This window comes from Pseudomonas peradeniyensis, from assembly GCF_014268935.2.
Taxonomy (GTDB): Bacteria; Pseudomonadota; Gammaproteobacteria; order Pseudomonadales; family Pseudomonadaceae; genus Aquipseudomonas; species Aquipseudomonas peradeniyensis.
Map to the genome: position 1 here is coordinate 134,619 of NZ_JABWRJ020000003.1, position 22,571 is coordinate 157,189.

The following is a 22,571-nucleotide window of genomic DNA, read 5'->3' on the forward strand; positions in this document are numbered from 1 at the left end:
GGGCTTGCCCCGCGATGTCGCCAGCACTGAGGACGCCATCGCGGGGCAAGCCCGCTCCCACGACTCGATCAAAGCGATCAACCTATAAAAAAACCGGCGTAAAAGCCGGTTTTTTTATCGCGGGAAAAAACTTATGCACGATTTTCGAAAAAACGTCATACATGGAAATAAATAGCTAATTCAATAACTTAGCTATGGTTGAAGACGCTTAATCCAAAATTTGCTAACACGTTATCCACAGATCGTCAGGCAGGCTGCTGCTCGGGTTTTTCCGCCGCTGGCGGCAGCGAACCCATGGCGCGTTGGGCCGCCTCGTTCCATGCCTGGGCACGGTCGTTGAGCTCGGCAATGGCACGCGGGCCCGTCCCCTCCGGATACATCGGCGCGCCAATCACCACCTCGATGGTGCCCGGGCGCTTGCCCCAGCCTTCACGCGGCCAGAACTTGCCGGCGTTGTGGGCGATCGGCAGTACCGGCAGGCCGGCATTCACCGCCAGCGCGGTGCCGCCGCGGGAAAACTTGCCCATCTGCCCATGCGGCACGCGGGTGCCTTCGGGGAAGATCAACACCCAGGTGCCCTGCTTGAGCAGCTCGTCGCCCTGGCTGGCAACCTGGCGCAGGGCCTCCTTCGGGTTCTTCCGGTCGATGGCGATCGGTCGCAGCATGGCCATGGCCCAGCCGAAGAACGGCACGTACAGCAACTCGCGCTTGAGCACCTGGCTCAGCGGCGAGAAGTACGCCGACAGGAAGAACGTCTCCCAGGTGCTCTGGTGGTTCGACAGGATCACGCAAGGTACGTCAGGCACGTTCTCGGCGCCGGTGACCTTGTAGTCGATACGCAGGATCGTCCTCACCAGGAACAACGCACAGCGGCACCAATACACGTTGATGAACTTGTAGCGCTTGGGGAACGGCAGGAAAGGCGCGACGAAGAAGCTCAGCGAGCACCACAGCAAAGAACTGGTGCCCAACAGCAGGTAAAAAAGAAAGATTCTGATCGCCTGCAGGATCGACATAGTGGCATGTACCGTTGCGGGGCGTGCCCGCCTAATGAAAAGTGCGCCGTTCCTGGCGCACTCATTTAAATAAGTTCTCTGGCGATGGCTGCCAGATCGTCGAAAATCAGTGTAGTTTGCGGGACGCCTTTTTCCAGGGTCCTTTCGCCCTTGCCGGTTTTTACCAACACGGGTTGTGCATCGACGGCCAGGGCCGCCTCCAGGTCACCTTTGCTGTCACCGACGAACCATACGCCGGCCAGCGGCGCCTGGTAGTGCTCGGCAATGGTCCGCAGCATGCCGGGCTTGGGCTTGCGGCAGTCGCAGCCCTCGTCCGGGCCGTGCGGACAATGCACGATCAGGCCGACCTCGCCGCCCTGCTCGGCCACCAGCGCGCGCAGGCGCGCATGCATGGCCTCGAGGGTTTCCAGCGGGTAGTAGCCGCGGGCAATGCCGGACTGGTTGGTGGCAACCGCCACCGTCCAGCCCGCCTTGCTCAACTGCGCGATGGCCTCGATCGAGCCGGGAATGGGGATCCACTCCTCCAGCGACTTGATATAGGCGTCGGAGTCGTGGTTGATCACTCCGTCTCGATCAAGAATCAGCAGTTTCAACGACTCACCCCAGCAGCGAGATATCGGCTACGCCCAGGAACAGACCGCGCAGGCGGCTGAGCAGGGCATAACGGTTGGCGCGCACCTTGGCATCCTCGGCGTTGACCATCACCGCCTCGAAGAAGGCGTCGACCGGGTCACGCAGGGCAGCCAGGCGGGCCAGGGCCTCGCTGTACTGACGCGCGGCCGCCATCGGTTGCACGGCCTGGTCGGCCTGCTGGATGGCCGAGTACAGGGAGAACTCGTTGGCGTTGTCGAAGTACTTCGGCTCGACCTGGTCGGCGATGGCGCCTTCGGCCTTGCCCAGCAGGTTCGACACGCGCTTGTTCGCCGCGGCCAGGGCCTCGGCTTCCGGCAGCTTGCGGAAGGCCTGCACGGCCTGCACGCGCTGGTCGAAGTCCAGCGCCGAGCCCGGCTTCAGGGCACGCACCGACAGGTAGGTGGAGACGTCGATGCCTTCGTCCTCATAGCGCGCGCGCAGGCGGTCGAAGACGAACTCCAGCACCTGCTCGGACAGGCCGGCGGCCTTGACCTTGGCACCGAACTGCTTGACCGCGAACTCGACCGCGACGGCCAGGTCCAGGTCCAGCTGCTTCTCGATCAGGATGCGCAGCACGCCCAGGGCGGCACGACGCAGGGCGTACGGGTCCTTGCTGCCGGTGGGCAGCATGCCGATGCCGAAGATGCCGACCAGGGTGTCGAGCTTGTCGGCGATGGCCACGGCGGCACCGGTGAGGGTCTGCGGCAGCTCGGCGCCGGCGCCGCGCGGCATGTACTGCTCGTTCAGCGCCAGGGCGACGTCTTGCGGCTCGCCATCGTTGAGGGCGTAGTAGTAGCCGGCGATGCCCTGCATTTCAGGGAATTCGCCGACCATTTCCGAGGCCAGGTCGCACTTGGACAGCAGGCCGGCACGGCCGGCGTTGGCGGCGCTGCCGCCGATGTACGGGGCAATGAAGGCGGCCAGCTTGGAAACGCGCTCGGCCTTGTCGAACACGGTACCCAGCTGAGCCTGGAACACCACGTTCTTCAGGCGCTCGTTGAAGCTTTCCAGCGGCTGCTTCTTGTCCTGCTTGAAGAAGAACTCGGCGTCGGTCAGGCGCGGACGCACGACTTTCTCGTTACCTTCGACGATCTGCTTCGGATCGCGGCTCTCGACGTTGGCCACGGTGATGAAGCGCGGCAGCAGCTTGCCTTCGCTGTCCAGCAGGCAGAAGTACTTCTGGTTGTCCTGCATGGTGGTGATCAGGGCTTCCTGCGGCACCTCGAGGAAACGCTCCTCGAACGAGCACACCAGCGGCACTGGCCACTCGACCAGGGCGGTCACTTCGTCCAGCAGCGCCGGCGGCACGATGGCCGTGCCTTCCTGCTGCATGGCAAGCTCGGCGGTACGCTTGCTGATCAGCTCGCGACGCTCGGCGAAGTCGGCCAGCACGTGGGCCTTGCGCAGGTCCTCGACGTAGTTGGCCGGGGTGGTGATGAGTACGTTTTCCGGGTGGTGGAAGCGGTGGCCACGGGATTCACGGCCGGCCTTCTGGGCCAGGATGGTGCAGTCGACCACCTGATCGCCCAGCAGCATCACCAGCCACTGGGTCGGGCGCACGAACTCTTCACGGCTGGCGCCCCAGTGCATGCGCTTGGGGATCGGCAGGTCGTTGAGCGAATCCTCGACGATGGTCGGCAGCAGGCTGGCGGTGGCCTTGCCCGGAATGTGCTGGGAGAAGCGCAGCTTGGGGCCGCTCTGGTCGATGTCCGACAGCTCCACGCCGCACTTCTTGGCGAAGCCCAGGGCGGCCTGGGTCGGCTGGCCTTCGGCATTGAACGCGGCCTGCACGGGCGGGCCGTCGATGTTGATGCTGCGGTCCGGCTGCTGCACGTCCAGCTGGCGGATCAGCACGGCCAGGCGGCGTGGCGCGGCGTAGACCTGCTTGCCGGTGTAGTTCAGGCCGGCGGCCTGCAGGCCTTTCTCGATGCCGGCGAGGAACGCGTCGCCCAAGCTGGCGAGGGCCTTCGGTGGCAGCTCTTCGGTGCCCAGTTCAACCAGGAAATCTTGAGCACTCATTGTGCAGCCTCCAGCTTAGCCAACACTTCGTCACGCAGTTCAGGAGAGGCCATCGGGAAGCCCAGGCGTGCGCGGGCTTGCAGATAGCTTTGCGCCACGTCCCGGGCCAGGGTACGTACGCGCAGGATGTAGCGCTGGCGCTCGGTCACCGAGATGGCGCGGCGGGCGTCCAGCAGGTTGAAGGTGTGCGAGGCCTTCAGGACCATTTCGTAGGTCGGCAACGGCAGGTCCAGCTTGATCAGGCGGTTCGCTTCGCTTTCGTAGAAGTCGAACAGTTCGAACAGCTTCTCGACGTTGGCGTGCTCGAAGTTGTAGGTCGACTGTTCCACTTCGTTCTGGTGGAACACGTCGCCGTAGGTGACCTTGCCGAACGGGCCGTCGGCCCATACCAGGTCGTATACCGAGTCCACGCCCTGCAGGTACATGGCCAGGCGCTCCAGGCCGTAGGTGATCTCACCGGTGACCGGGTAGCACTCGATGCCGCCGACCTGCTGGAAGTAGGTGAACTGGGTCACCTCCATGCCGTTCAGCCAGATTTCCCAACCCAGGCCCCAGGCGCCGAGGGTCGGCGATTCCCAGTTGTCTTCGACGAAGCGGATGTCGTGAACCAGCGGATCCAGGCCGATGGCTTTCAGCGAGCCGAGGTACAGCTCCTGGAAGTTGGCCGGGTTCGGCTTGAGCACCACCTGGAACTGGTAGTAGTGCTGCAGGCGGTTGGGGTTTTCGCCATACCGCCCGTCGGCAGGGCGACGGCTGGGCTGCACGTAGGCGGCGTTCCAGGTCTCCGGGCCGACGGCGCGCAGGAAGGTAGCGGTGTGGAAAGTGCCGGCGCCTACTTCCATATCGTAGGGCTGAAGCACCACACAACCTTGCTCGGCCCAGTAGTTCTGCAGGGCGAGGATCAGGTCTTGGAAGGTACGCACGGCTGGCGTAGGCTGGCTCACGAAATTCACCTGTATCTGGGGATGCGGATGTAAAGAGCGGGAGTATACCCGATTCGCCTCGCCCTCTACGTTATTGGAGCCTTATGCCACGCTGCTTTTGGTGTTCCGACGATCCGTTGTACCAGGCCTATCACGACCACGAGTGGGGAACGCCGCAGCGCGATCCGGCGTTGCTCTTCGAGATGCTTTTGCTCGAAGGGTTCCAGGCGGGGCTGTCATGGATCACGGTATTGAAGAAACGCGAGCGCTATCGCCAGGTGCTGGACCGCTTCGACCCGGTGAAACTGGCGCATCTGAGCGACGAGCGCATCGAGGAGCTGATGCTGGACCCCGGCATCATCCGCAACCGCCTCAAGCTCAAGGCCGTGCGCCGCAACGCCCTGGCCTGGCTGGCTGTGGATAACCCGGCGCAGTGGCTGTGGTCGTTCGTCGGCGGCGCGCCGAAGATCAATCATTTCCAGGGGCGCGGCGACGTGCCGGCGGTCACCGACGAGGCCAAGGCCATGAGCAAGGCCCTGCAGAAGGCCGGTTTCACCTTTGTCGGACCGACCATCTGCTACGCCTTCATGCAGGCCACCGGCATGGTCATGGACCACACCACCGACTGCGATCGCTACGCCGCGCTGGTGCGCTGAAGGGGTACAATGCGCGCCTTGCTGAAATAAGGAATTCGCCTGTGGAAAAGTTCAAGGGCGCCCTGATGGTCGGGGTGCTGCGCCTGTTTGCCAAGCTGCCCTGGGGCGCTGTGCAGCGCGTCGGCGCCGGTATCGGCTGGCTGATGTGGAAAATCCCCAATGGCTCGCGCAATGTCGTGCGGATCAACCTGGCCAAGTGTTTCCCGGAGATGGACCCGGTCGAGCGCGAGCAGCTGGTTGGCCGCGCGTTGAAGGACATCGGCAAGTCGTTCGTCGAGAGCGCCTGTGCCTGGATCTGGCCGCCGCAGCGCTCGCTGGAACTGGTCAAGGAAGTGCACGGCCTGGAAGTGCTGGAGCAGGCCCTGGCCTCGGGCAAGGGTGTGGTGGGCATCACCAGCCACCTGGGTAACTGGGAAGTGCTCAACCACTTCTACTGCAACCAGTGCAAACCGATCATCTTCTACCGCCCGCCGAAGCTGAAGGCGGTGGATGACCTGCTGCGTGAGCAGCGCGTGCAGATGGGCAACCGCGTGGCGCCTTCGACCAAGGAAGGCATCCTCAGCGTGATCAAGGAAGTGCGTCGGGGTGGTCAGGTGGGGATTCCGGCCGACCCGGAGCCGGCGGAGTCGGCGGGCGTGTTCGTGCCGTTCCTCGGGACCCAGGCGCTGACCAGCAAGTTCGTGCCGAACATGCTGGCCGGCGGCAAGGCGGTCGGGGTGTTCCTGCATGCCCTGCGGCTGCCGGATGGCTCGGGTTTCAAGGTGTTCCTGGAGGCGGCGCCGGAAGAGATGTACAGCACCGATGTAACTGAATCGGCGGCGGCCATGAGCAAGGTGGTCGAGCGTTATGTGCGCGAGTATCCGAGCCAGTACATGTGGAGCATGAAGCGCTTCAAGAAGCGCCCGGCGGGCGAGGCGCGCTGGTATTGAGATTGCTGGGGGCGCTTTGCGCCCCTTTCGCCGGCAAGCCGGCTCCCACATGACGCAGCGCTCACCTGTGGGAGCCGGCTTGCCGGCGAAAGGGCTGCAAAGCAGCCCCGGCGATCTCAGATCTTGTTCAATTTCTTCAGGAAAACGGTCATCTCTTTCTCGGCCTGCTTGTCACCATGGGCCTGCGCCGCAACGATCCCCTCTTCCCAGGCCTTGCGCGCGCCGTCCAGATCCCCGCTCAACTGATACGCCTTCCCCAGCAGCTTCCACGCCGCCGAGTACTTCGGATCCTGCTTCACACAGGCAGCCAGGTGTACCACCGCTTCAGCCCCATTGCCCTCGTCCAGCCAGGCCTTGCCCAGCCCGAACCTCAGCAGTGGGTTATCCACACCCTTGGCCAGCATCTTCTCCAGCGATTCGCGCATGTCCTTCCCTCCTAGAAGAAACTCAGGCCCACGTGGAACAGCTTCTCCACGTCCCGAATATGCTTTTTATCCACAACGAACAGGATCACATGGTCGCCCGACTCGATCACCGTGTCGTCGTGGGCGATCAGCACTTCCTCGTCGCGGATGATCGCGCCAATGGTGGTGCCTGGCGGCAGCGAGATGTCCTCGATGGCCTTGCCCACCACCTTGCTCGACTTCGAGTCGCCGTGGGCCACTGCTTCGATGGCCTCGGCCGCGCCGCGGCGTAGCGAGTGCACACTGACGATATCGCCGCGGCGCACGTGGGCCAGCAAGGTGCCGATGGTGGCCAGTTGCGGGCTGATGGCGATGTCGATCTCGCCGCCTTGCACCAGGTCGACGTAGGCCGGGTTGTTGATGATGGTCATCACCTTGCGCGAGCCCAGGCGCTTGGCCAGCAGCGACGACATGATGTTGGCCTCGTCGTCGTTGGTCAGGGCCAGGAAGATGTCGGCGTCGGCGATGTTCTCTTCGAGCATCAGGTCGCGGTCGGAGGCACTGCCCTGCAGCACCACGGTGCTTTCTAGGGTGTCGGAGAGGTAGCGGCAGCGCGCCGGGTTCATCTCGATGATCTTTACCTGGTAGCGGCTCTCGATGGCCTCGGCCAGGCGTTCGCCGATCTGCCCGCCGCCGGCGATGACCACGCGCTTGTTGGTCTCGTCGATACGCCGCAGCTCGCCCATCACCGCGCGGATGTCCTTCTTCGCGGCGATGAAGAACACCTCGTCGTCGGCCTCGATCACCGTGTCGCCCTGGGGCGTGATCGGCCGGTCGCGGCGGAAGATCGCCGCCACGCGGGTGTCGACGTTGGGCATGTGGGCGCGGATCTGGCGCAGTTGCTGGCCCACCAGCGGGCCGCCGTAGTAAGCCCTTACCGCCACCAGCTGGGCCTTGCCTTCGGCGAAGTCGATCACCTGCAGCGAGCCCGGGTGTTCGATCAGGCGCTTGATGTAGTTGGTCACCACCTGTTCGGGGCTGATCAGCACGTCCACCGGAATGTGGTCGTTGTCGAACAGCTCTTCGCGGGTCAGGTAGGCCGACTCGCGCACCCGGGCGATCTTGGTCGGGGTGTGGAACAGCGAATAGGCCACCTGGCAGGCGACCATGTTGGTTTCGTCGCTGTTGGTCACCGCTACCAGCATGTCGGCGTCGTCGGCGCCGGCCTGGCGTAGCACCGTCGGCAGCGAGGCGCGGCCCTGCACGGTGCGGATGTCCAGGCGATCGCCCAGATCGCGCAGGCGCTCGCTGTCGGTGTCGACCACGGTGATGTCGTTGGCTTCGCTGGCCAGGTGCTCTGCCAGCGTACCGCCTACCTGGCCTGCGCCGAGGATGATGATCTTCATCCGCTACTCCCTACCCTTTTTGTTCTTTACCCGCGCGAGGCGGCAATCTTGATCAGCTTGGCATAGTAGAAACCGTCGTGGCCGCCTTCCTGGGCCAGCAACTGGCGGCCATGGGGCTGGCGCAGGCCGGCCTCGGTGGCCAGGTCCAGCTCGCGGGCGCCGGGGGTGCGGGCGAGGAAGGCGTCGATCACTTCGGTGTTCTCGGTCGGCAGGCTCGAGCAGGTGGCGTAGAGCAGCATGCCGCCCACTTCCAGGGTCGGCCACAGGGCGTCGAGCAGCTCGCCTTGCAGCGCGGCCAGGGCCGGGATGTCCTCGGCCTGGCGGGTCAGCTTGATGTCGGGGTGGCGGCGGATCACGCCGGTGGCCGAGCACGGCGCATCGAGCAGGATGCGCTGGAACGGCTTGCCGTCCCACCAGCTGGCGGTGTCGCGGGCGTCGCAGGCGATCAGCTCGGCATCGAGCTTGAGGCGGTCGAGGTTCTCGCGCACGCGGGCCAGGCGCTTGGCTTCCAGGTCGATGGCGACCATGTGGGCCAGGCCTGGCTCGGCTTCGAGCAGGTGGCAGGTCTTGCCGCCCGGGGCGCAGCAGGCGTCGAGCACGCGCTGGCCGGGGGCCAGTTCGAGCAGGTCGGCGGACAGCTGCGCGGCTTCGTCCTGCACGCTCACCCAGCCGTCGGCGAAGCCCGGCAGGCCGCGCACGTCGCAGGCCTCGGCCAGGACGATGCCGTCGCGGCTGTACTGGCAGGCGCTGGCCTGGATGCCGGCCTCGGCCAGCAGCGCCAGGTAGGCATCGCGGCTGTGATGGCGGCGGTTTATCCGCAGGATCATCGGCGGGTGGGCGTTGTTGGCGGCGCAGATGGCTTCCCATTGTTCCGGCCAGAAGGCCTTCAGCGACTTCTGCAGCCAGCGTGGGTGGGCGGTACGCACCACCGGGTCGCGTTCCATGCCGGCGAGCAGCTCCTCGCCTTCACGCTGGGCGCGGCGCAGCACGGCATTGAGCAGGCCCTTGGCCCACGGCTTCTTGAGCTTGTCGGCGCAACCCACGGTCTCGCCGATGGCGGCGTGGGCCGGGATGCGCGTGTAGAACAACTGGTACAGGCCGACCAGCAGCAGCGCCTGCACATCGGCGTCGGCAGCCTTGAACGGCTTCTGCAGCAGTTGCGCGGCCAGCAGGTCCAGGCGCGGTTGCCAGCGGGCGGTGCCGAAGGCCAGGTCCTGGGTCAGGCCGCGGTCGCGCTCCTCGACCTTGTCCAGTTGCGCTGGCAGCGAGCTGTTCAGCGAGGCCTTGCCACTAAGCACGGCGGCAAGGGCACGGGCGGCGGCCAGGCGTGGGTTCATTGGCCGAGCACCTTGCCACTGGCGAACTTCTCGCGGCGGCTGTTGAACAGGTCGCTGAAGGCCAGGGCCTTGCCGCCGGGCAGTTGCAGGCGGGTCAGGCTCAGGGCGCCATCACCGCAGGCGACGACCAGGCCGTCCTTGCTGGCGGAGAGGATTTCACCGGGGGCGCCCTTGCCTGTGGACAAGTTGGCGGCCAGCACCTTCACGCTTTCGCCGTCGAGGGTGCTGTGGCACACCGGCCAGGGGTTGAAGGCACGGATCAGGCGCTCCAGCTCGACGGCCGGGCGGCTCCAGTCGATGCGGGCTTCGTCCTTGTTCAGCTTGTGGGCATAAGTGGCCAGGGCATCGTCCTGCACTTCACCTTGCAGCGAACCGTCTGCCAAGCCGGCGATTGCCTGGACTACAGCAGGTGGGCCCATTTCGGCGAGGCGGTCATGCAGGGTGCCACCGGTGTCCTCGGCGCTGATCGGGGTGACCACCTTGAGCAGCATCGGGCCGGTATCCAGGCCGGCTTCCATGCGCATCACGGTCACACCGCTCTCGGCGTCGCCGGCTTCCACGGCGCGCTGGATCGGCGCCGCACCGCGCCAGCGTGGCAGCAGGGAGGCGTGGCTGTTGATGCAGCCCAGGCGCGGGATATCCAGCACTACCTGCGGCAGGATCAGGCCGTAGGCGACCACCACCATCAGGTCCGGCTTGAGCGCGGCGAGCTCGGCTTGCGCCTCGGCGTTGCGCAGGGTCTGCGGCTGGTACACCGGGATGTCATGGGCTACAGCCAGCGCCTTGACTGCGGTTGGCATGAGCTTCTGGCCACGGCCAGCCGGGCGGTCGGGCTGGGTGTAGACGGCCACGATCTCGTACGGGCTGTCGAGCAGGGCCTTGAGGTGTTCGGCGGCAAACTCTGGAGTGCCTGCGAAGACGATGCGCATGGAGTTCTCGCTTCTTCAAAAAGAAAAAGGCTTGCCGGAGCAAGCCTTCTGGAAGGTGGGGATCAGGCTTGCTGGCGGTGCTGCTTTTCCAGCTTCTTCTTGATCCGGTCGCGTTTGAGCTGGGACAGGTAGTCGACGAACAGCTTGCCGTTGAGGTGATCGAACTCGTGCTGCACGCACACGGCCAGCAGGCCTTCGCATTCCAGTTCGTAGGGCTTGCCGTCGCGGTCCTGGGCCTTGACCCGCACGCGCAGCGGGCGATCGACGTTCTCGTAGAAGCCGGGCACCGACAGGCAGCCTTCCTGGTACTGGCCCATGTCGTGGGTCAGCTCCTCGACCGTGGGGTTGATGAAAACGCGCGGTTCGCTGCGGTCTTCGCTCAGGTCCATTACCACGACCTGCTTGTGCACGTTGACCTGGGTGGCGGCCAGGCCGATGCCGGGCGCCTCGTACATGGTCTCGAACATGTCGTCGATCAGCTGGCTCAGGGCGTCGTCGAACTCCGTCACCGGTTTGGCGATGGTGCGCAGGCGCGGATCGGGGAATTCGAGAATGTTCAAAATGGCCATGGCGGTCAGGCAGTCACTGTGCGGTCGGTTGAAAACTGAGCACACATAATAAAGGGAAATGGGGCGTTCGGCACCTGTGAAGCTTGGCTAGGGTCTCTATGGGCTTGATAGCTGCCATTTCATGGACAGCTTTTCAAAGTGTTACTCACAAAGTTATCCACAGGTTGTGCCACGTATCTGGCCCCCTGTCGATCAAGGACGATCCACCATGAACCCATCCCGTTCGTCGCCTTGTCCGCCTGCGGAACTGGAGGCGCGGCTGCGTCTTCATAGCCTTCCAGAGATTGGCTTGCGTCGTTTCCATACCCTCATCGAAGCGTTCGGCAGTGCCTCGTCGGCACTTAGCGCGCCGGCCAGTGCCTGGCAGGCGTTGGGGCTGAAGGCTGCCAGTATAGACGCCCGGCGCAGCCCGCAAGTGCGCGATGGCGCATTGGCTGCAATGCTCTGGCTAGAGCGTCCGGGCCAGCATTTACTGATGTGGGACGGGCCTGGCTACCCGGCGTTGCTGGCCGAGATAGACGATCCGCCGCCGCTGTTGTTCGTCGCGGGCGACCCCGATTTGCTCGAACAACCGCAACTGGCGATCGTGGGTAGCAGGCGTGCTTCACCCCCGGCGCTGGATACCGCAGGCGCGTTTTCCCGATGCCTTTCCCAGGCTGGTTTCACCATCACCAGCGGGCTGGCGCTGGGCGTCGACGGTGCCGCTCATCGGGCCGCTTTGAAGGCCGGCGGGCACACCATCGGGGTGCTCGGCACGGGGCTGCAAAAACTTTATCCACAGCGCCATCGTGACCTGGCGCGGGCAATGCTCGACAGTGGCAGCGCGCTGGTTTCCGAGTACCCGCTGGATGCCGGGCCGCTGGCCGGCAACTTCCCGCGCCGCAACCGGATCATCAGCGGCTTGTCGCTGGGTGTGCTGGTGGTCGAGGCCAGCCTGGCCAGCGGTTCGTTGATCACCGCACGGCTTGCTGCCGAACAGGGGCGGGAGGTGTACGCGATTCCCGGGTCCATTCATCACCCCGGCGCCAAGGGCTGCCACCAGCTGATCCGCGATGGCGCCCTGCTGGTGGAAAGCGTGGAGCAGATCCTCGACAGCCTGCGCGGTTGGCAGAACCTGCCGCCTGCGGTTGTGGATAAACCCGCTCATCCATTGATCGCCCTGCTCCACGCCGCACCCCAGACCACCGAGGGCCTGGCCAGCAGCAGCGGCCTGCCACTGGCTCAGGTACTGGCCAGCCTGACCGAGCTGGAGCTTGAAGGCCGGGTGAGCAATGAAGCCGGGCGTTGGTTTGCCCGTGCCGGCTAAGTACACTGCGCGCACGGCGTTTATGCGGAGAGACGGAAAATGGTGAGCAGTTGGCGTGTGCAACAAGCCGCGCGCGAGGTGAAGGCGGGTGCGGTGATCGCCTATCCGACGGAAGCGGTCTGGGGCCTGGGCTGCGACCCGTGGAACGAGGACGCGGTGTATCGCCTGCTGGCGCTCAAGTCGCGGCCTGTGGATAAAGGGCTGATCCTGGTCGCCGACAACATTCGCCAGTTCGATTTTCTGTTCGAGGATTTCCCCCAGGACTGGATCGACCGCATGAGCGCCACCTGGCCGGGGCCGAACACCTGGCTGGTGCCGCACCAGGGCCTGCTGCCCGAGTGGGTGACCGGGCAGCATGACACCGTGGCGCTGCGGGTCAGCGATCATCCACAGGTGCGTGAGTTGTGCGCGCTGGTCGGGCCGTTGATCTCCACCTCCTGCAACCCGGCCGGGCGGCCGGCGGCGAAGAGCCGGTTGCGGGTGGAACAGTATTTCCACAACGAGCTGGACATGGTGTTGGGTGGGGCGTTGGGGGGGCGGAAGAATCCCAGCCTGATTCGCGACCTGGCGACTGGCGAGGTTGTGCGCCCGGGCTGATACCGCTGGCGAGGGCTTTGCCCTCGTTTCGCGGCACAAGGCCGCTCCTACAAGCAATCGCGATCCCCTGTAGGAGCGGCCTTGTGCCGCGAAAGGGCCGCAAAGCGGCCCCAGAATTCCCGCCGATTTTTCTGATTTGCACCCAGATGGCTGCCCATTCTGAATTCAGAGAAATATCCTACGCAGTCTGTCGACTGCCATTACCTTCTCAGTGGGAACGCTTGCCTCTAGGCTCCAAACCGTCGCCGAATAACTTGGCGATCGGGTGTGGTAGCCCGGGTATTCGATTCCCCATGTCAGTCCATGGCGGCTGTGCGTGGGAGGCTTTCGAGCCTGCCTGGTTTGGGAATCGCCCGGGTCTACCACCTCGCGTACAGTCGCCACCCAATTCGCGTGGTAGCGGGGCCGGTGGTTTTTTAAGGAGCGAATTCCCATGACTAGAAAGCTTGTTCCCGATCCACCACTCCCAAATACCACAACCCACCCCTTTGGCCGCTGCGATGCCGGCCACCCACCGCTCTTCACCGTAAATCCCAACATCGAAGCCCACGACGCCCTGGTACACGTCGCGCTCTACCTGCGCTGCGCCTACGACACTGGCATCAAGGCCCTCGATCACCTGCGCGACGAGGGGCGTGGCATGTATTGGTCGAGCCTGCATTCGCTGGAAATGGCGGAGGGGTTGGTAGAGGCGATGCTCGATGGCATCGAGTCGGCGCCTGTAGCCCAAGGCGCTGCTGACTAGTTGGCGCTATCGCGGGCAATGTTTTGAATTTGCGTTCGACTTGGGCTCGCTGGGGCCGCTGTGCGCCCCTTTCGCGACACAAGGCCGCTCCTACAGGTGACCGCGATCCTCTGTAGGAGCGGCCTTGTGCCGCGAAAGGGCTGCGCAGCAGCCCCAGAGCCTCAAGGCAGAAGCACAGTCGAGCCAACGGTCCGCCGCGCCGACAACTCCGCCTGCGCCTTGGCCGCCTCGATCAACGGATACCGCTGCTGGATATCCACAACCAGCTTGCCGCTGGCGATCATCGCGAACAGGTCATCGGCCATGGCCTGGGTGTTCTCGGCATTGTTGGCGTAGCTCGCCAGCGTCGGCCGGGTGACATACAACGACCCCTTCTGCGACAGGATCCCCAAGTTGACCCCGGTTACCGCACCGGAGGCATTGCCGAAGCTCACCATCAACCCCCGCGGCCGCAGACAATCCAGCGAAGTCAGCCAGGTATCTGCCCCCACGCCGTCATACACCACCGCGCACTTCTGACCGTCTGTCAGCTCCAGCACACGCTTGGCCACATCTTCATGGCTGTAGTCGATGGTCGCCCAGGCGCCGAGGGCCTTGGCCCGTTCGGCTTTCTCGGGAGAACTCACGGTACCGATCAGCTTCGCACCCAGCGCCTTGGCCCACTGGCACGCCAGCGACCCCACACCACCGGCGGCGGCATGGAACAGCACGAAGTCCGCCGGCTGCACGGCATAGGTCTGCTTGAGCAAATACTGCGTGGTCAGCCCCTTGAGCATCACCGCCGCCGCCTGTTCGAAGCTGATCGCCTCCGGCAGCTTCACCAGGTTGGCCTCCGGCAGCGTATGCACCTCGCTGTAGGCCCCCAGCGGCCCACCGGCATAGGCCACGCGGTCGCCGACCTTGATCCGGCTGATGCCCTCGCCCACCGCCTCGACCACGCCGGCCGCTTCGGTGCCCAGCCCGGAAGGCAGCGCAGGCGGTGCATACAGCCCGCTGCGGAAATAGGTGTCGATGAAGTTCAAGCCGATTGCATGGTTACGCACCCGCACCTGCTGCGGGCCGGGCGGTGCCGGGTCGAACTCCACCAGCTGCAGGACTTCCGGGCCGCCATGCTGGCTGAACTGGATACGCTTGGCCATCACACACTCCTGTCGTCGAGGGTCGCAAAGGCCTTCTATCGGACGCCTTTGCTTGACCGCCGTCAACTGCGACGCGGCGTCGGCCGGTGGTATGCTACGCGGCGAATTTTCCCGCTCCTTCCAGGTGACCCGATGACCAGCCGCACCGAGGCCGTAAAAGCCTACCTGCTCGACCTGCAAGACCGCATCTGCTCTGCCCTCGAAACCGAAGACGGCGGCGCCCGCTTCGTCGAGGACGCCTGGGTGCGCGATGCCGGCGGCGGCGGTCGCACGCGGGTGATCGGCGAGGGCAAGGTGATCGAGAAAGGCGGGGTGAACTTCTCCCACGTGTTCGGCGCCGGCTTGCCGCCGTCGGCCAGTGCCCACCGCCCGGAGCTGGCGGGTCGTGGCTTCGAGGCCCTGGGCGTGTCGCTGGTGATCCACCCGCACAACCCGCACGTACCGACTTCCCACGCCAACGTGCGTTTCTTCATCGCTGAAAAAGAGGGTGAAGAGGCGGTGTGGTGGTTCGGCGGCGGCTTCGACCTGACCCCGTACTACGGCTTTGATGAAGATTGCGTGCACTGGCACCGCGTCGCCGAGCAGGCCTGCGCGCCATTCGGCGCCGACGTCTACCCGCGCTACAAGGCCTGGTGCGACCGCTACTTCCACCTCAAGCACCGTGGCGAGCCGCGCGGCATTGGCGGCCTGTTCTTCGACGACCTGAACGAGTGGGACTTCGACACCTGCTTCGCCTTCATGCGCGCCATCGGCGACGCCTACGTCGACGCCTACCTGCCGATCATCCAGCGCCGCAAGGACACGCCGTATACCGCCAAGCAGCGTGAATTCCAGGAATACCGCCGTGGCCGCTACGTCGAGTTCAACCTGGTCTACGACCGTGGCACGCTGTTCGGTTTGCAGTCCGGTGGCCGCACCGAGTCGATCCTGATGTCGCTGCCGCCGCAGGTACGCTGGGGATACGATTGGAAAGCCGAGCCTGGCAGCGAGGAAGCGCGCCTGACCGACTATTTCCTGCAGGACCGCGACTGGCTCGCCCAGTAAGCCTGTGGATAACCGAGGAGCCCTCATGGACCAGTACGTCGTATTCGGCAACCCCATCGGCCACAGCAAGTCGCCGCTGATCCACCGCCTGTTCGCCGACCAGACCGGCCAGGACCTGGAGTACGCCACCCTGCTCGCGCCGCTGGACGAGTTCAGTGACTGCGCCACAGGCTTCTTCAAGCAAGGCAGCGGCGCCAACGTCACCGTGCCATTCAAGGAAGAGGCCTATCGCCTGTGCGACAGCCTCACCCCGCGCGCCCAGCGTGCCGGTGCGGTGAACACCCTCACCAAGCTGGCCGACGGCACCCTGCAGGGTGACAACACCGACGGCGCGGGGCTGGTGCGTGACCTGACGGTGAACGCCGGGGTGACCTTGGCGGGCAAGCGCATCCTTATCCTTGGCGCCGGCGGTGCTGTTCGGGGTGTGCTGGAGCCGATCCTGGCGCACAAGCCGCAATCGCTGGTGATCGCCAACCGTACCGTTGAGAAAGCCGAGCAGCTGGCGCGGGAGTTCGATGAGCTGGGGCCGGTGGTGGCCAGTGGATTCAGCTGGTTGCAGGAGCCGGTGGACGTGATCATCAATGCCACCTCGGCGAGCCTTTCCGGCGAGCTGCCGCCGATTGCCGATAGCCTGGTCGAGGCGGGGCGCACCGTGTGCTACGACATGATGTATGGCAAGGAGCCGACGCCTTTCTGCCAGTGGGCGAGCAAGCTGGGGGCGGCCAAGGTGCTGGATGGGCTGGGGATGCTGGCCGAGCAGGCAGCCGAGGCGTTCTTTATCTGGCGGGGGGTGCGTCCGGACACGGCGCCTGTGCTGGATGAACTGCGTCGGCAACTGGCGCGCAGTTGACGTCGGAGCGTTGTCGGATGAATTGGTGCTCCAGTTCGACCTGCTGACGGTAGTGAGCAAGTTTTGCTGCGGATTGCGTCATGCCAGTGTAGGGTTCGTGTGCGGTCATATCGCTTTCCAGACGGGCAATACGTGCCTGTGCATCGGCAACGCTCCAGCAGTTTTCCGCAGCGCCGCTGTTAGGCGCGGCCAGTAATGGCACCAGTGCCAGTGCGAAATAAACGCAACTACTCATGGCGTGCTCCGCAGTGAATGAGCGTTATTCACTCTTTCACTGCCTGCACGTTGCACGCAACTGACAGAAATGCCAGTTGACCGTCAGCCCTCGAAGCGTATTGGGCAGCTCGCCAGGCCTTCCAGCTTCTGCAGTTCCTCTATCACCTGCGGCCGCGCTCGCTGCAATGTCAGGCTCCCGCCATTGCGCAGCAACCGCCGCGCCTCGCGGTGCAACATATCCACACCCGAGTAATCGATGAAGTTCACCTGCCGTGCATCGATCACCACATGCGGCCCCTGGCAGCGCTGCAAGCGCACCTGCAGGTAATGCGCCGCGCCGAAGAAGATCGACCCGCCCACCCGCAACACATCCGCCTCCCCTTCCCGGCTCTGCTGCACCCGTGGCCGCGAAGTGCGCTTGAGGTAGAAGAACAGCGACGCCAGCACCCCGGCGTAGATCGCCGTCTGCAACTCCAGCAGCAGGGTCGCGGTGGCGGTCAGCGCCATCACCAGGAACTCCGAGCGGCTGACCCGGAACAGCGCACGGATGCCGCGATGGTCCACCAGCCCCCAGCAGATCAACAGGATGCTGCCCGCCATCGCCGGGATCGGCAGATGGGCGATCAGCCCGGCACCAGCGACCGCGAACAGCGCCACCCACAGCGCCGAGAACACCCCGGCCAATGGCGAGCGGGCACCTGCGTCGTAGCTGAGCCCGGAGCGGGTAAAGGAGCCGGAGGACAGGTAGCCGGAAAACAATGCCCCGACGATGTTCGACAGGCCCTGGGCGCGGATCTCCTGGTTGGCGTCGATCAGTTGCTCGGAGCGCGCGGACAGGGAGCGTGCGATGGACAGGCTGGTGACCAGCCCGAGCATGCCGACAGCCACGGCACTGGGCAGCAGGCGCAGTATCAATTCCACATCGAGTAACGGTAGTGGGCTGAGCGGTGGCAACTGGCCGACGAAGGCGGGCACGCGCGGTACATGGCCGAACACGCCGGGCAACAGCCAGGCCGCCAGGCTCACCAGCAGCAGGCTTATCAACAGGCTCGGCCAGCGTGGACGCCACAGCTTCAACACCATGCCAATCACCAGGGTGCTCAGCCCCAGAATCAGCGATGGCATGTCCACCTCGCCAACATGGCCAGCCAAATCCTGCACGGTCTTCAGAGCCGTGGCCTGGCTAGGTAGGTCCAGGCCCAGCAGGTTGGGCAGTTGCCCCAGGGCGATGACGACAGCGGCACCGAGGGTGAAGCCCAGTACCACCGAATGGGAGACGAAGTTGACCAGCGCGCCGAAGCGCAGCAGCCCCAGCAAGAGTTGGAAGATGCCGCCGAGGAAGGTCAGCAGCAGCACCAGGGTCACGTAGTCGGTGCTGCCGGCCACGGCCAGTGGGCTGATGCTGGCATAGAGGACGATGGAAATGGCGGCGGTTGGGCCGCAGATCAGGTGCCAGGACGAGCCCCACAGGCAGGCAACCAGCACTGGCACGATGGCGGCGTACAGGCCGTACTCGGCGGGCAGGCCGGCGATCAGCGCGTAGGCGATCGATTGCGGCAGGGCGAGGATAGCGCCGCTCAGGCCCACCAGCAGGTCCTGGCGCAGGCTGCGGCCCGATTGGCGGGGGAGCCAGGTAAGGAAGGGCAGCAGGAAGGTCAGGCGTGGCATGGGGGGTCCTTGATAATGCACGATCTCTGTAGGAGCGGCTTCAGCCGCGATGAAGGCAACGCGGTGTCTGGCACCCACTGTGTGGGTGATCGCGGCTGAAGCCGCTCCTACAGGTGTTGTGTCGCTTGTTAAGTCATAGTTTGGCCTTTATCGCCTCTTGTGCGTCACGGCCGGATTTCGTGGTCACTCCAGCCAGCCATCCTTCCAGCACCTGCGGATGGTCCCTTAGCCAAGCCTTGGCGGCCTCATCGAAGCCCACCTTCTTATCCACAACCTCGGCCATGATGCTGTTCTCCATATCCAGCGTGAACGTCAAGTTGGCCAGCAGCTTCGCCGCATTCGGGCACGCCTGTGGATAGCCCTTGCGGGTCAGCGTGTACACATCGCCTTTGCTGCCAAACCATTGTTCGCCACCCGTGAGGTAATGCATCTTCAACTTCACGTTCATCGGGTGCGGGGTCCAGCCCAGGAAGGTGATGAACTGCTGCTTCTTCACCGCCCGATCCACCTGGGCCAGCATCGCCTGCTCGCTGGACTCGACCAGCTTCCACTGCCCAAGCGCGAAGTCGTTCTTGTCGATGATCTCCTTCAGCGACAGGTTGGCCGGCGCGCCGGAGCCGATGCCGTAGAGCTTCTTGTCGAACTTGTCGGCGTACTTGTGCAGGTCGGCGAAGTCCTTCACGCCGGCTTCCCACACATAATCGGGCACCGCCAGGGTGAACTCGGTGCCCTCCAGGTTGCGCGCCAGCTGCTGCACGTCGCCATTGGCGATGAACTTGTCATGAAAGCCTTGCTGCGCCGGCATCCAGTTGCCGAGGAAGGCATCCACCCGGCCATCCTTCAGGCCACCATAGATGATCGGCACGGCCAGGCTGTCGATCTTCACCTGGTAGCCCAGGCTTTCCAGGAGCAGGCGGGCGACGGCGTTGGTGCTGGCGATATCGCTCCAGCCGGGGTCGGCCAGTTTCACGGTGCTGCATTGCGCGTCGCCGTCGGCGGCGTGGGCCGTGCCCAGGCTCAGCGCCAGGGCAAGCACGGTGGTGGAGAACTTCTGCATGGCGGCCTCTCTTCTCAATCCAGGGGTGCGGGCTGTGGATAACGTGCCTTGCGCTCGAGGTCGTCGAGATCGATGTGGTTGCGCATGTACTGTTGGCTGGCGTCCACCAGGGGTTGGTGGTCCCAGCTTTTCAGCGTGCCGATGGCCAGCGCCTCGGCCACCAGCCGGCGGCGGCGTTGGCTGGCCAGCACCTGCTGGCGCAGGCTGGGGATATCCCAACGCTGGCGTGCTTCATCGACAAATGCCTGCAGCAGCGCCTGGTGGTCCGGGCTGCCGGTGAGGTTCTCCCGCTCGTGCGGGTCGCGGCTCAGGTCGTAGAGTAAACAGGGGTCGTCCTCGCTGTACACGAACTTGTAGGCGCCGCGGCGGATCATCATCAGCGGGCCGACGGTACCCTCGGCCATGTATTCGCCGATCACCTCGTCATGCCCGCCCTGCCCTTGCAGGTGCCCGAGCAGCGAGCGGCCGTCCAGGTGCAGGTCTTTATCCACAGCGCCGCCGGCCAGTTCGACCAGGGTCGGCAGCAGGTCGCAGGTGGAAACGCTGGCGCTGATGCGCGCAGGTTTGAAGTGCTTGGGCGCGTAGATCAGCAGCGGTACCCGCGCCGACATCTCGAACCAGTGCATCTTGTACCAAAGCCCCCGCTCACCAAGCATGTCGCCGTGGTCGCCGGAGAAGACGATCAGGGTGTCGTCGGCCAGGCCGCAGTCCTCCAGCGTCTGCAGAAGCAGGCCGATATTGTCGTCGATATAGCTGCAGGCGCCGAAATAGGCGCGGCGGGCATCGCGGATCTTGTCCACGGGCAGCGGCTTGTCCCACAGGTCGTAGACCTTGAGCAGGCGTTGCGAGTGCGGGTCTTGCTGGCTCTGGGCGATCACGTCGCGGGGCAGCGGGATATCCACAGCCTCGTAGAGATCCCAGTAGCGTTTGGGGATGGTGTACGGGTCGTGTGGGTGGGTCATCGATACGGTCAGGCAGAAAGGCCGGCCATCGTCTTCGCGCACGTGGTCGTAGAGATACTGACGTGCCTTGAACACCACTTCCTCGTCGAAATCCAGCTGGTTGGTGCGCACGCACGGCCCGGCCTGCAGCACCGAGGACATGTTGTGGTACCAGCTCGGGCGTTGGTCTGGCGCGTCCCAGTTCACCGCCCAGCCATAGTCGGCCGGGTAGATGTCGCTGGTCAGGCGCTCTTCGTAGCCGTGCAGCTGGTCCGGGCCGCAGAAGTGCATCTTGCCCGACAGCGCGGTGCGGTAGCCGAGGCGGCGCAGGTAGTGGGCGTAGGTCGGTATGTCGGCGGGGAAGTCGGCGGCGTTGTCGTAGGCGCCGATGCGGCTGGGCAGCTGGCCACTGACCAGGGTGAAGCGCGAAGGCGCGCACAGCGGGCTGTTGCAGTAGGCGGAATCGAACACCACGGCCTGCTCGGCGAGGCGTGCCAGGTGGGGCATCTTGATCGGCGATGGGGCATAGATCGGCAACAGCGGCGCGGCCATCTGGTCGGCCATGATGAACAGGATGTTGGGTTGTTTCATGGTGCCCTTCCATCGTCGAGGGTTATGGTGAACGCTTGCAATCCAGCATGGTGCTGTGGATAACGTGGGTAAAGCCCATGCCGGGCAATGACTGGGATTAGCCAAGCTTATGTTTGAGCACCTTGACGATCTGTCCCTCGATGCCTTGCGCGTGTTCGAGTCCGCCGCGCGCTTGCGTAGCTTCACGGCTGCGGCCCTTGAGCTGGGCACAACCCAGCCGGCTGTGAGCCAGCAGGTCAAGCGCCTGGAGGCGCAACTGGGGACGCGGTTGTTCGACCGTATCTACCGGGGCATCGAGCTGACCGAAGCGGGTCAGCTGCTGTTCGAGCAGGTACATCAAGGGCTTCAGGCCATGGACGATGGTGTTGCCTTGGCCAGCGGGCGTGGTCAGCGCGAGGTGTTGCAGGTGGCCACTGACTTCGCGTTTGCCGCGTTCTGGTTGATGCCGCGTCTGCAGCGTTTCCACGAGGCTTATCCACAGGTGGATGTGAGCCTGGTGACTGGCGAGCGCAGCCAGGGGATGTTGCGTCCGGACATCGATGTGGCGGTGCTGTTTGGCGATGGGCGCTTTCATCAGGGCGAGAGTCGCTGGTTGTTCGACGAGGAGGTCTTCCCGGTCTGCAGCCCACGGCTAACTCATGGCAAACCCTTGTCAGCCGTGGCTTTGCAACGATTGCCTTTGCTTCATTTGAAGGGTGAGCAGGCCAGTCGCTGGTTCGATTGGGCGGGGGTATTTCGTGGTCTTGGCGTGGACAGCCCGCCTCCGTCCGGGCAGCTGCGGTTCGATAACTACACGCTGCTGATCCAGGCCGCGATTGCCGGGCAAGGGGTGGCGATCGGCTGGGCACACCTGGTTGATGGGCTGGTCGAGCAAGGGTTGTTGTGTCGGCCTATGGAAGGCAGTTTGCGGTCGGAGCGCGGGTATTACGTGGTGCTGCCGCCGCGCAAACGGCGCGGGGCGCTGATCCAGCGGTTCGTGGATTGGCTGGAGCAGGAGCGTGGCCGATGAACGGCGCTGTCTGTAGGAGCGGCCTTGTGTCGCGAAAGGGCTGCGCAGCAGCCCCGGCGATCGTGATCATCACGCAAATTCTGGGGCCGCTTCGCGCCCCTTTCCGACCGGTCCGATGCCTCGGCAAGGCCGCTCAGGGATGGCGTAGACTTCAAGATGTTCGCATTACCGCTATCAGGAGCCATCGTGCAAAGGATCAAAGGCTATCACGCCCACGTGTACTACGACGCATCGACCATGGAACAGGCCCGTGAGCTGTGCGAGGAAGCGACGCGGCTGTTTCCCGTGACCATGGGACGCATGCACCAGAAGCCGGTCGGGCCGCACCCGGACTGGAGCTGCCAGCTGGCCTTCGGGCCGGAGGTGGTCGGTGTGGTGCTGCCGTGGCTGGCGTTGTATCGCAAGGGGCTGGTGGTATTCCTGCACCCGGAAACCGGGGATGAGCTGGCGGATCACCGCGATCATGCGATCTGGATGGGGGCGATCAGGCCGTTGGATCTGTCGATATTTGGTGCTTGATGCAACGTGGGAGCGGGCTTGCCCCGCGATGGCTTCACTGCCGCCATCGCGGGGCAAGCCCGCTCCCA

22 protein-coding genes are annotated in these 22,571 nt (G+C 64.6%); 9 read left to right on the top strand and 13 right to left on the bottom strand.

Going from position 1 to position 22,571, the window contains the following annotated elements:
* Positions 1 to 245: 245 nt before the first annotated feature.
* From HU751_RS15460 to glyQ, 4 genes are all read right to left on the bottom strand, one after another.
* Positions 246 to 1,016 (bottom strand): lysophospholipid acyltransferase family protein, encoded by a 771-nt coding sequence (locus HU751_RS15460; protein ID WP_186732140.1) that lies wholly within the window; start codon positions 1,014 to 1,016, stop codon positions 246 to 248.
* A gap of 65 nt (positions 1,017 to 1,081) precedes the next feature.
* A complete protein-coding gene (gene gmhB / locus HU751_RS15465; protein WP_096049048.1) occupies positions 1,082 to 1,609 on the bottom strand; it encodes a D-glycero-beta-D-manno-heptose 1,7-bisphosphate 7-phosphatase in 528 nt (175 codons plus the stop codon).
* A 4-nt stretch (positions 1,610 to 1,613) separates the two neighbouring features.
* Entirely contained in the window at positions 1,614 to 3,668 is a 2,055-nt protein-coding gene (glyS, locus tag HU751_RS15470; RefSeq protein ID WP_186712236.1) for a glycine--tRNA ligase subunit beta, read from the bottom strand.
* Positions 3,665 to 4,612 (bottom strand): glycine--tRNA ligase subunit alpha, encoded by a 948-nt coding sequence (glyQ, locus tag HU751_RS15475; RefSeq protein WP_011531473.1) that lies wholly within the window; start codon positions 4,610 to 4,612, stop codon positions 3,665 to 3,667. Before glyQ ends, glyS begins: the two co-directional genes overlap by 4 nt.
* Before the next feature lie 83 nt (positions 4,613 to 4,695).
* On the opposite strand from glyQ, the gene HU751_RS15480 reads away from it, so the two are divergent.
* On the top strand, positions 4,696 to 5,247 hold the full coding sequence (locus tag HU751_RS15480) for a DNA-3-methyladenine glycosylase I (RefSeq protein ID WP_186732139.1): 552 nt from the start codon (positions 4,696 to 4,698) through the stop codon (positions 5,245 to 5,247).
* A gap of 41 nt (positions 5,248 to 5,288) precedes the next feature.
* Positions 5,289 to 6,176 (top strand): lysophospholipid acyltransferase, encoded by an 888-nt coding sequence (locus HU751_RS15485; RefSeq protein ID WP_186732138.1) that lies wholly within the window; start codon positions 5,289 to 5,291, stop codon positions 6,174 to 6,176.
* Positions 6,177 to 6,292: 116 nt separating this feature from the next.
* Here the strand turns inward: HU751_RS15485 and HU751_RS15490 are convergent, their stop codons facing one another.
* From HU751_RS15490 to def, 5 genes are all read right to left on the bottom strand, one after another.
* On the bottom strand, positions 6,293 to 6,601 hold the full coding sequence (locus HU751_RS15490) for a tetratricopeptide repeat protein (RefSeq protein ID WP_186732137.1): 309 nt from the start codon (positions 6,599 to 6,601) through the stop codon (positions 6,293 to 6,295).
* A gap of 11 nt (positions 6,602 to 6,612) precedes the next feature.
* Positions 6,613 to 7,986: a Trk system potassium transporter TrkA gene (trkA, locus tag HU751_RS15495; protein ID WP_050707620.1), complete on the bottom strand. Its 1,374-nt coding sequence runs from the start codon at positions 7,984 to 7,986 to the stop codon at positions 6,613 to 6,615.
* A gap of 26 nt (positions 7,987 to 8,012) precedes the next feature.
* The gene (rsmB, locus tag HU751_RS15500) at positions 8,013 to 9,323 is read right to left on the bottom strand and encodes a 16S rRNA (cytosine(967)-C(5))-methyltransferase RsmB (protein WP_186712231.1); all 1,311 of its coding nucleotides are present in this window, start codon (positions 9,321 to 9,323) and stop codon (positions 8,013 to 8,015) included.
* Positions 9,320 to 10,252 carry a methionyl-tRNA formyltransferase gene (fmt, locus tag HU751_RS15505; RefSeq protein ID WP_186732136.1) on the bottom strand — a complete coding sequence of 311 codons (933 nt, stop codon included), beginning with the start codon at positions 10,250 to 10,252 and terminating at the stop codon, positions 9,320 to 9,322. The genes rsmB and fmt overlap by 4 nt, the downstream gene beginning before the upstream one ends.
* A 62-nt stretch (positions 10,253 to 10,314) precedes the next feature.
* Complete coding sequence (def, locus tag HU751_RS15510) at positions 10,315 to 10,821, bottom strand: peptide deformylase (RefSeq protein WP_028690050.1); 507 nt, start codon at positions 10,819 to 10,821, stop codon at positions 10,315 to 10,317.
* Between the two features lie 208 nt (positions 10,822 to 11,029).
* Here def and dprA point away from each other — a divergent pair, with 208 nt between their 5' ends.
* The 3 genes from dprA (at position 11,030) to HU751_RS15525 (ending at position 13,469) form a co-directional block, all read left to right on the top strand.
* Complete coding sequence (gene dprA / locus HU751_RS15515) at positions 11,030 to 12,127, top strand: DNA-processing protein DprA (protein ID WP_186732135.1); 1,098 nt, start codon at positions 11,030 to 11,032, stop codon at positions 12,125 to 12,127.
* 39 nt (positions 12,128 to 12,166) lie between these two features.
* The gene (gene tsaC / locus HU751_RS15520) at positions 12,167 to 12,724 is read left to right on the top strand and encodes an L-threonylcarbamoyladenylate synthase type 1 TsaC (RefSeq protein WP_028690052.1); all 558 of its coding nucleotides are present in this window, start codon (positions 12,167 to 12,169) and stop codon (positions 12,722 to 12,724) included.
* Between the two features lie 433 nt (positions 12,725 to 13,157).
* Positions 13,158 to 13,469 (top strand): hypothetical protein, encoded by a 312-nt coding sequence (locus tag HU751_RS15525; protein ID WP_186732134.1) that lies wholly within the window; start codon positions 13,158 to 13,160, stop codon positions 13,467 to 13,469.
* 161 nt (positions 13,470 to 13,630) lie between these two features.
* Here HU751_RS15525 and HU751_RS15530 read toward each other — a convergent pair whose 3' ends face one another.
* Positions 13,631 to 14,608 carry an NADPH:quinone reductase gene (locus tag HU751_RS15530; RefSeq protein WP_186732133.1) on the bottom strand — a complete coding sequence of 326 codons (978 nt, stop codon included), beginning with the start codon at positions 14,606 to 14,608 and terminating at the stop codon, positions 13,631 to 13,633.
* A 132-nt stretch (positions 14,609 to 14,740) separates the two neighbouring features.
* Here HU751_RS15530 and hemF point away from each other — a divergent pair, with 132 nt between their 5' ends.
* Together hemF and aroE are read left to right on the top strand one after the other, a co-directional pair.
* Entirely contained in the window at positions 14,741 to 15,652 is a 912-nt protein-coding gene (gene hemF / locus HU751_RS15535; protein ID WP_186600082.1) for an oxygen-dependent coproporphyrinogen oxidase, read from the top strand.
* A gap of 25 nt (positions 15,653 to 15,677) precedes the next feature.
* Entirely contained in the window at positions 15,678 to 16,502 is an 825-nt protein-coding gene (gene aroE, locus HU751_RS15540; protein WP_186732132.1) for a shikimate dehydrogenase, read from the top strand.
* A 318-nt stretch (positions 16,503 to 16,820) separates the two neighbouring features.
* Here the strand turns inward: aroE and HU751_RS15545 are convergent, their stop codons facing one another.
* The 3 genes from HU751_RS15545 to betC form a co-directional block, all read right to left on the bottom strand.
* Positions 16,821 to 18,386, bottom strand: a complete 1,566-nt coding sequence (locus tag HU751_RS15545; RefSeq protein WP_186732131.1) for a SulP family inorganic anion transporter — start codon at positions 18,384 to 18,386, stop codon at positions 16,821 to 16,823.
* 133 nt (positions 18,387 to 18,519) lie between these two features.
* Positions 18,520 to 19,443: a choline ABC transporter substrate-binding protein gene (choX, locus tag HU751_RS15550; RefSeq protein ID WP_186732130.1), complete on the bottom strand. Its 924-nt coding sequence runs from the start codon at positions 19,441 to 19,443 to the stop codon at positions 18,520 to 18,522.
* Positions 19,444 to 19,457: 14 nt separating this feature from the next.
* Positions 19,458 to 20,975, bottom strand: coding sequence for a choline-sulfatase (gene betC, locus HU751_RS15555; protein ID WP_186732129.1), 1,518 nt, complete (start codon positions 20,973 to 20,975; stop codon positions 19,458 to 19,460).
* 109 nt (positions 20,976 to 21,084) lie between these two features.
* Between betC and HU751_RS15560 the strand changes: the two genes are divergently transcribed.
* Both HU751_RS15560 and HU751_RS15565 read left to right on the top strand, forming a co-directional pair.
* A complete protein-coding gene (locus HU751_RS15560; RefSeq protein WP_186732128.1) occupies positions 21,085 to 21,984 on the top strand; it encodes a choline sulfate utilization transcriptional regulator in 900 nt (299 codons plus the stop codon).
* 186 nt (positions 21,985 to 22,170) lie between these two features.
* Positions 22,171 to 22,503, top strand: a complete 333-nt coding sequence (locus HU751_RS15565) for a DOPA 4,5-dioxygenase family protein (protein WP_028688720.1) — start codon at positions 22,171 to 22,173, stop codon at positions 22,501 to 22,503.
* Positions 22,504 to 22,571: the final 68 nt, after the last annotated feature.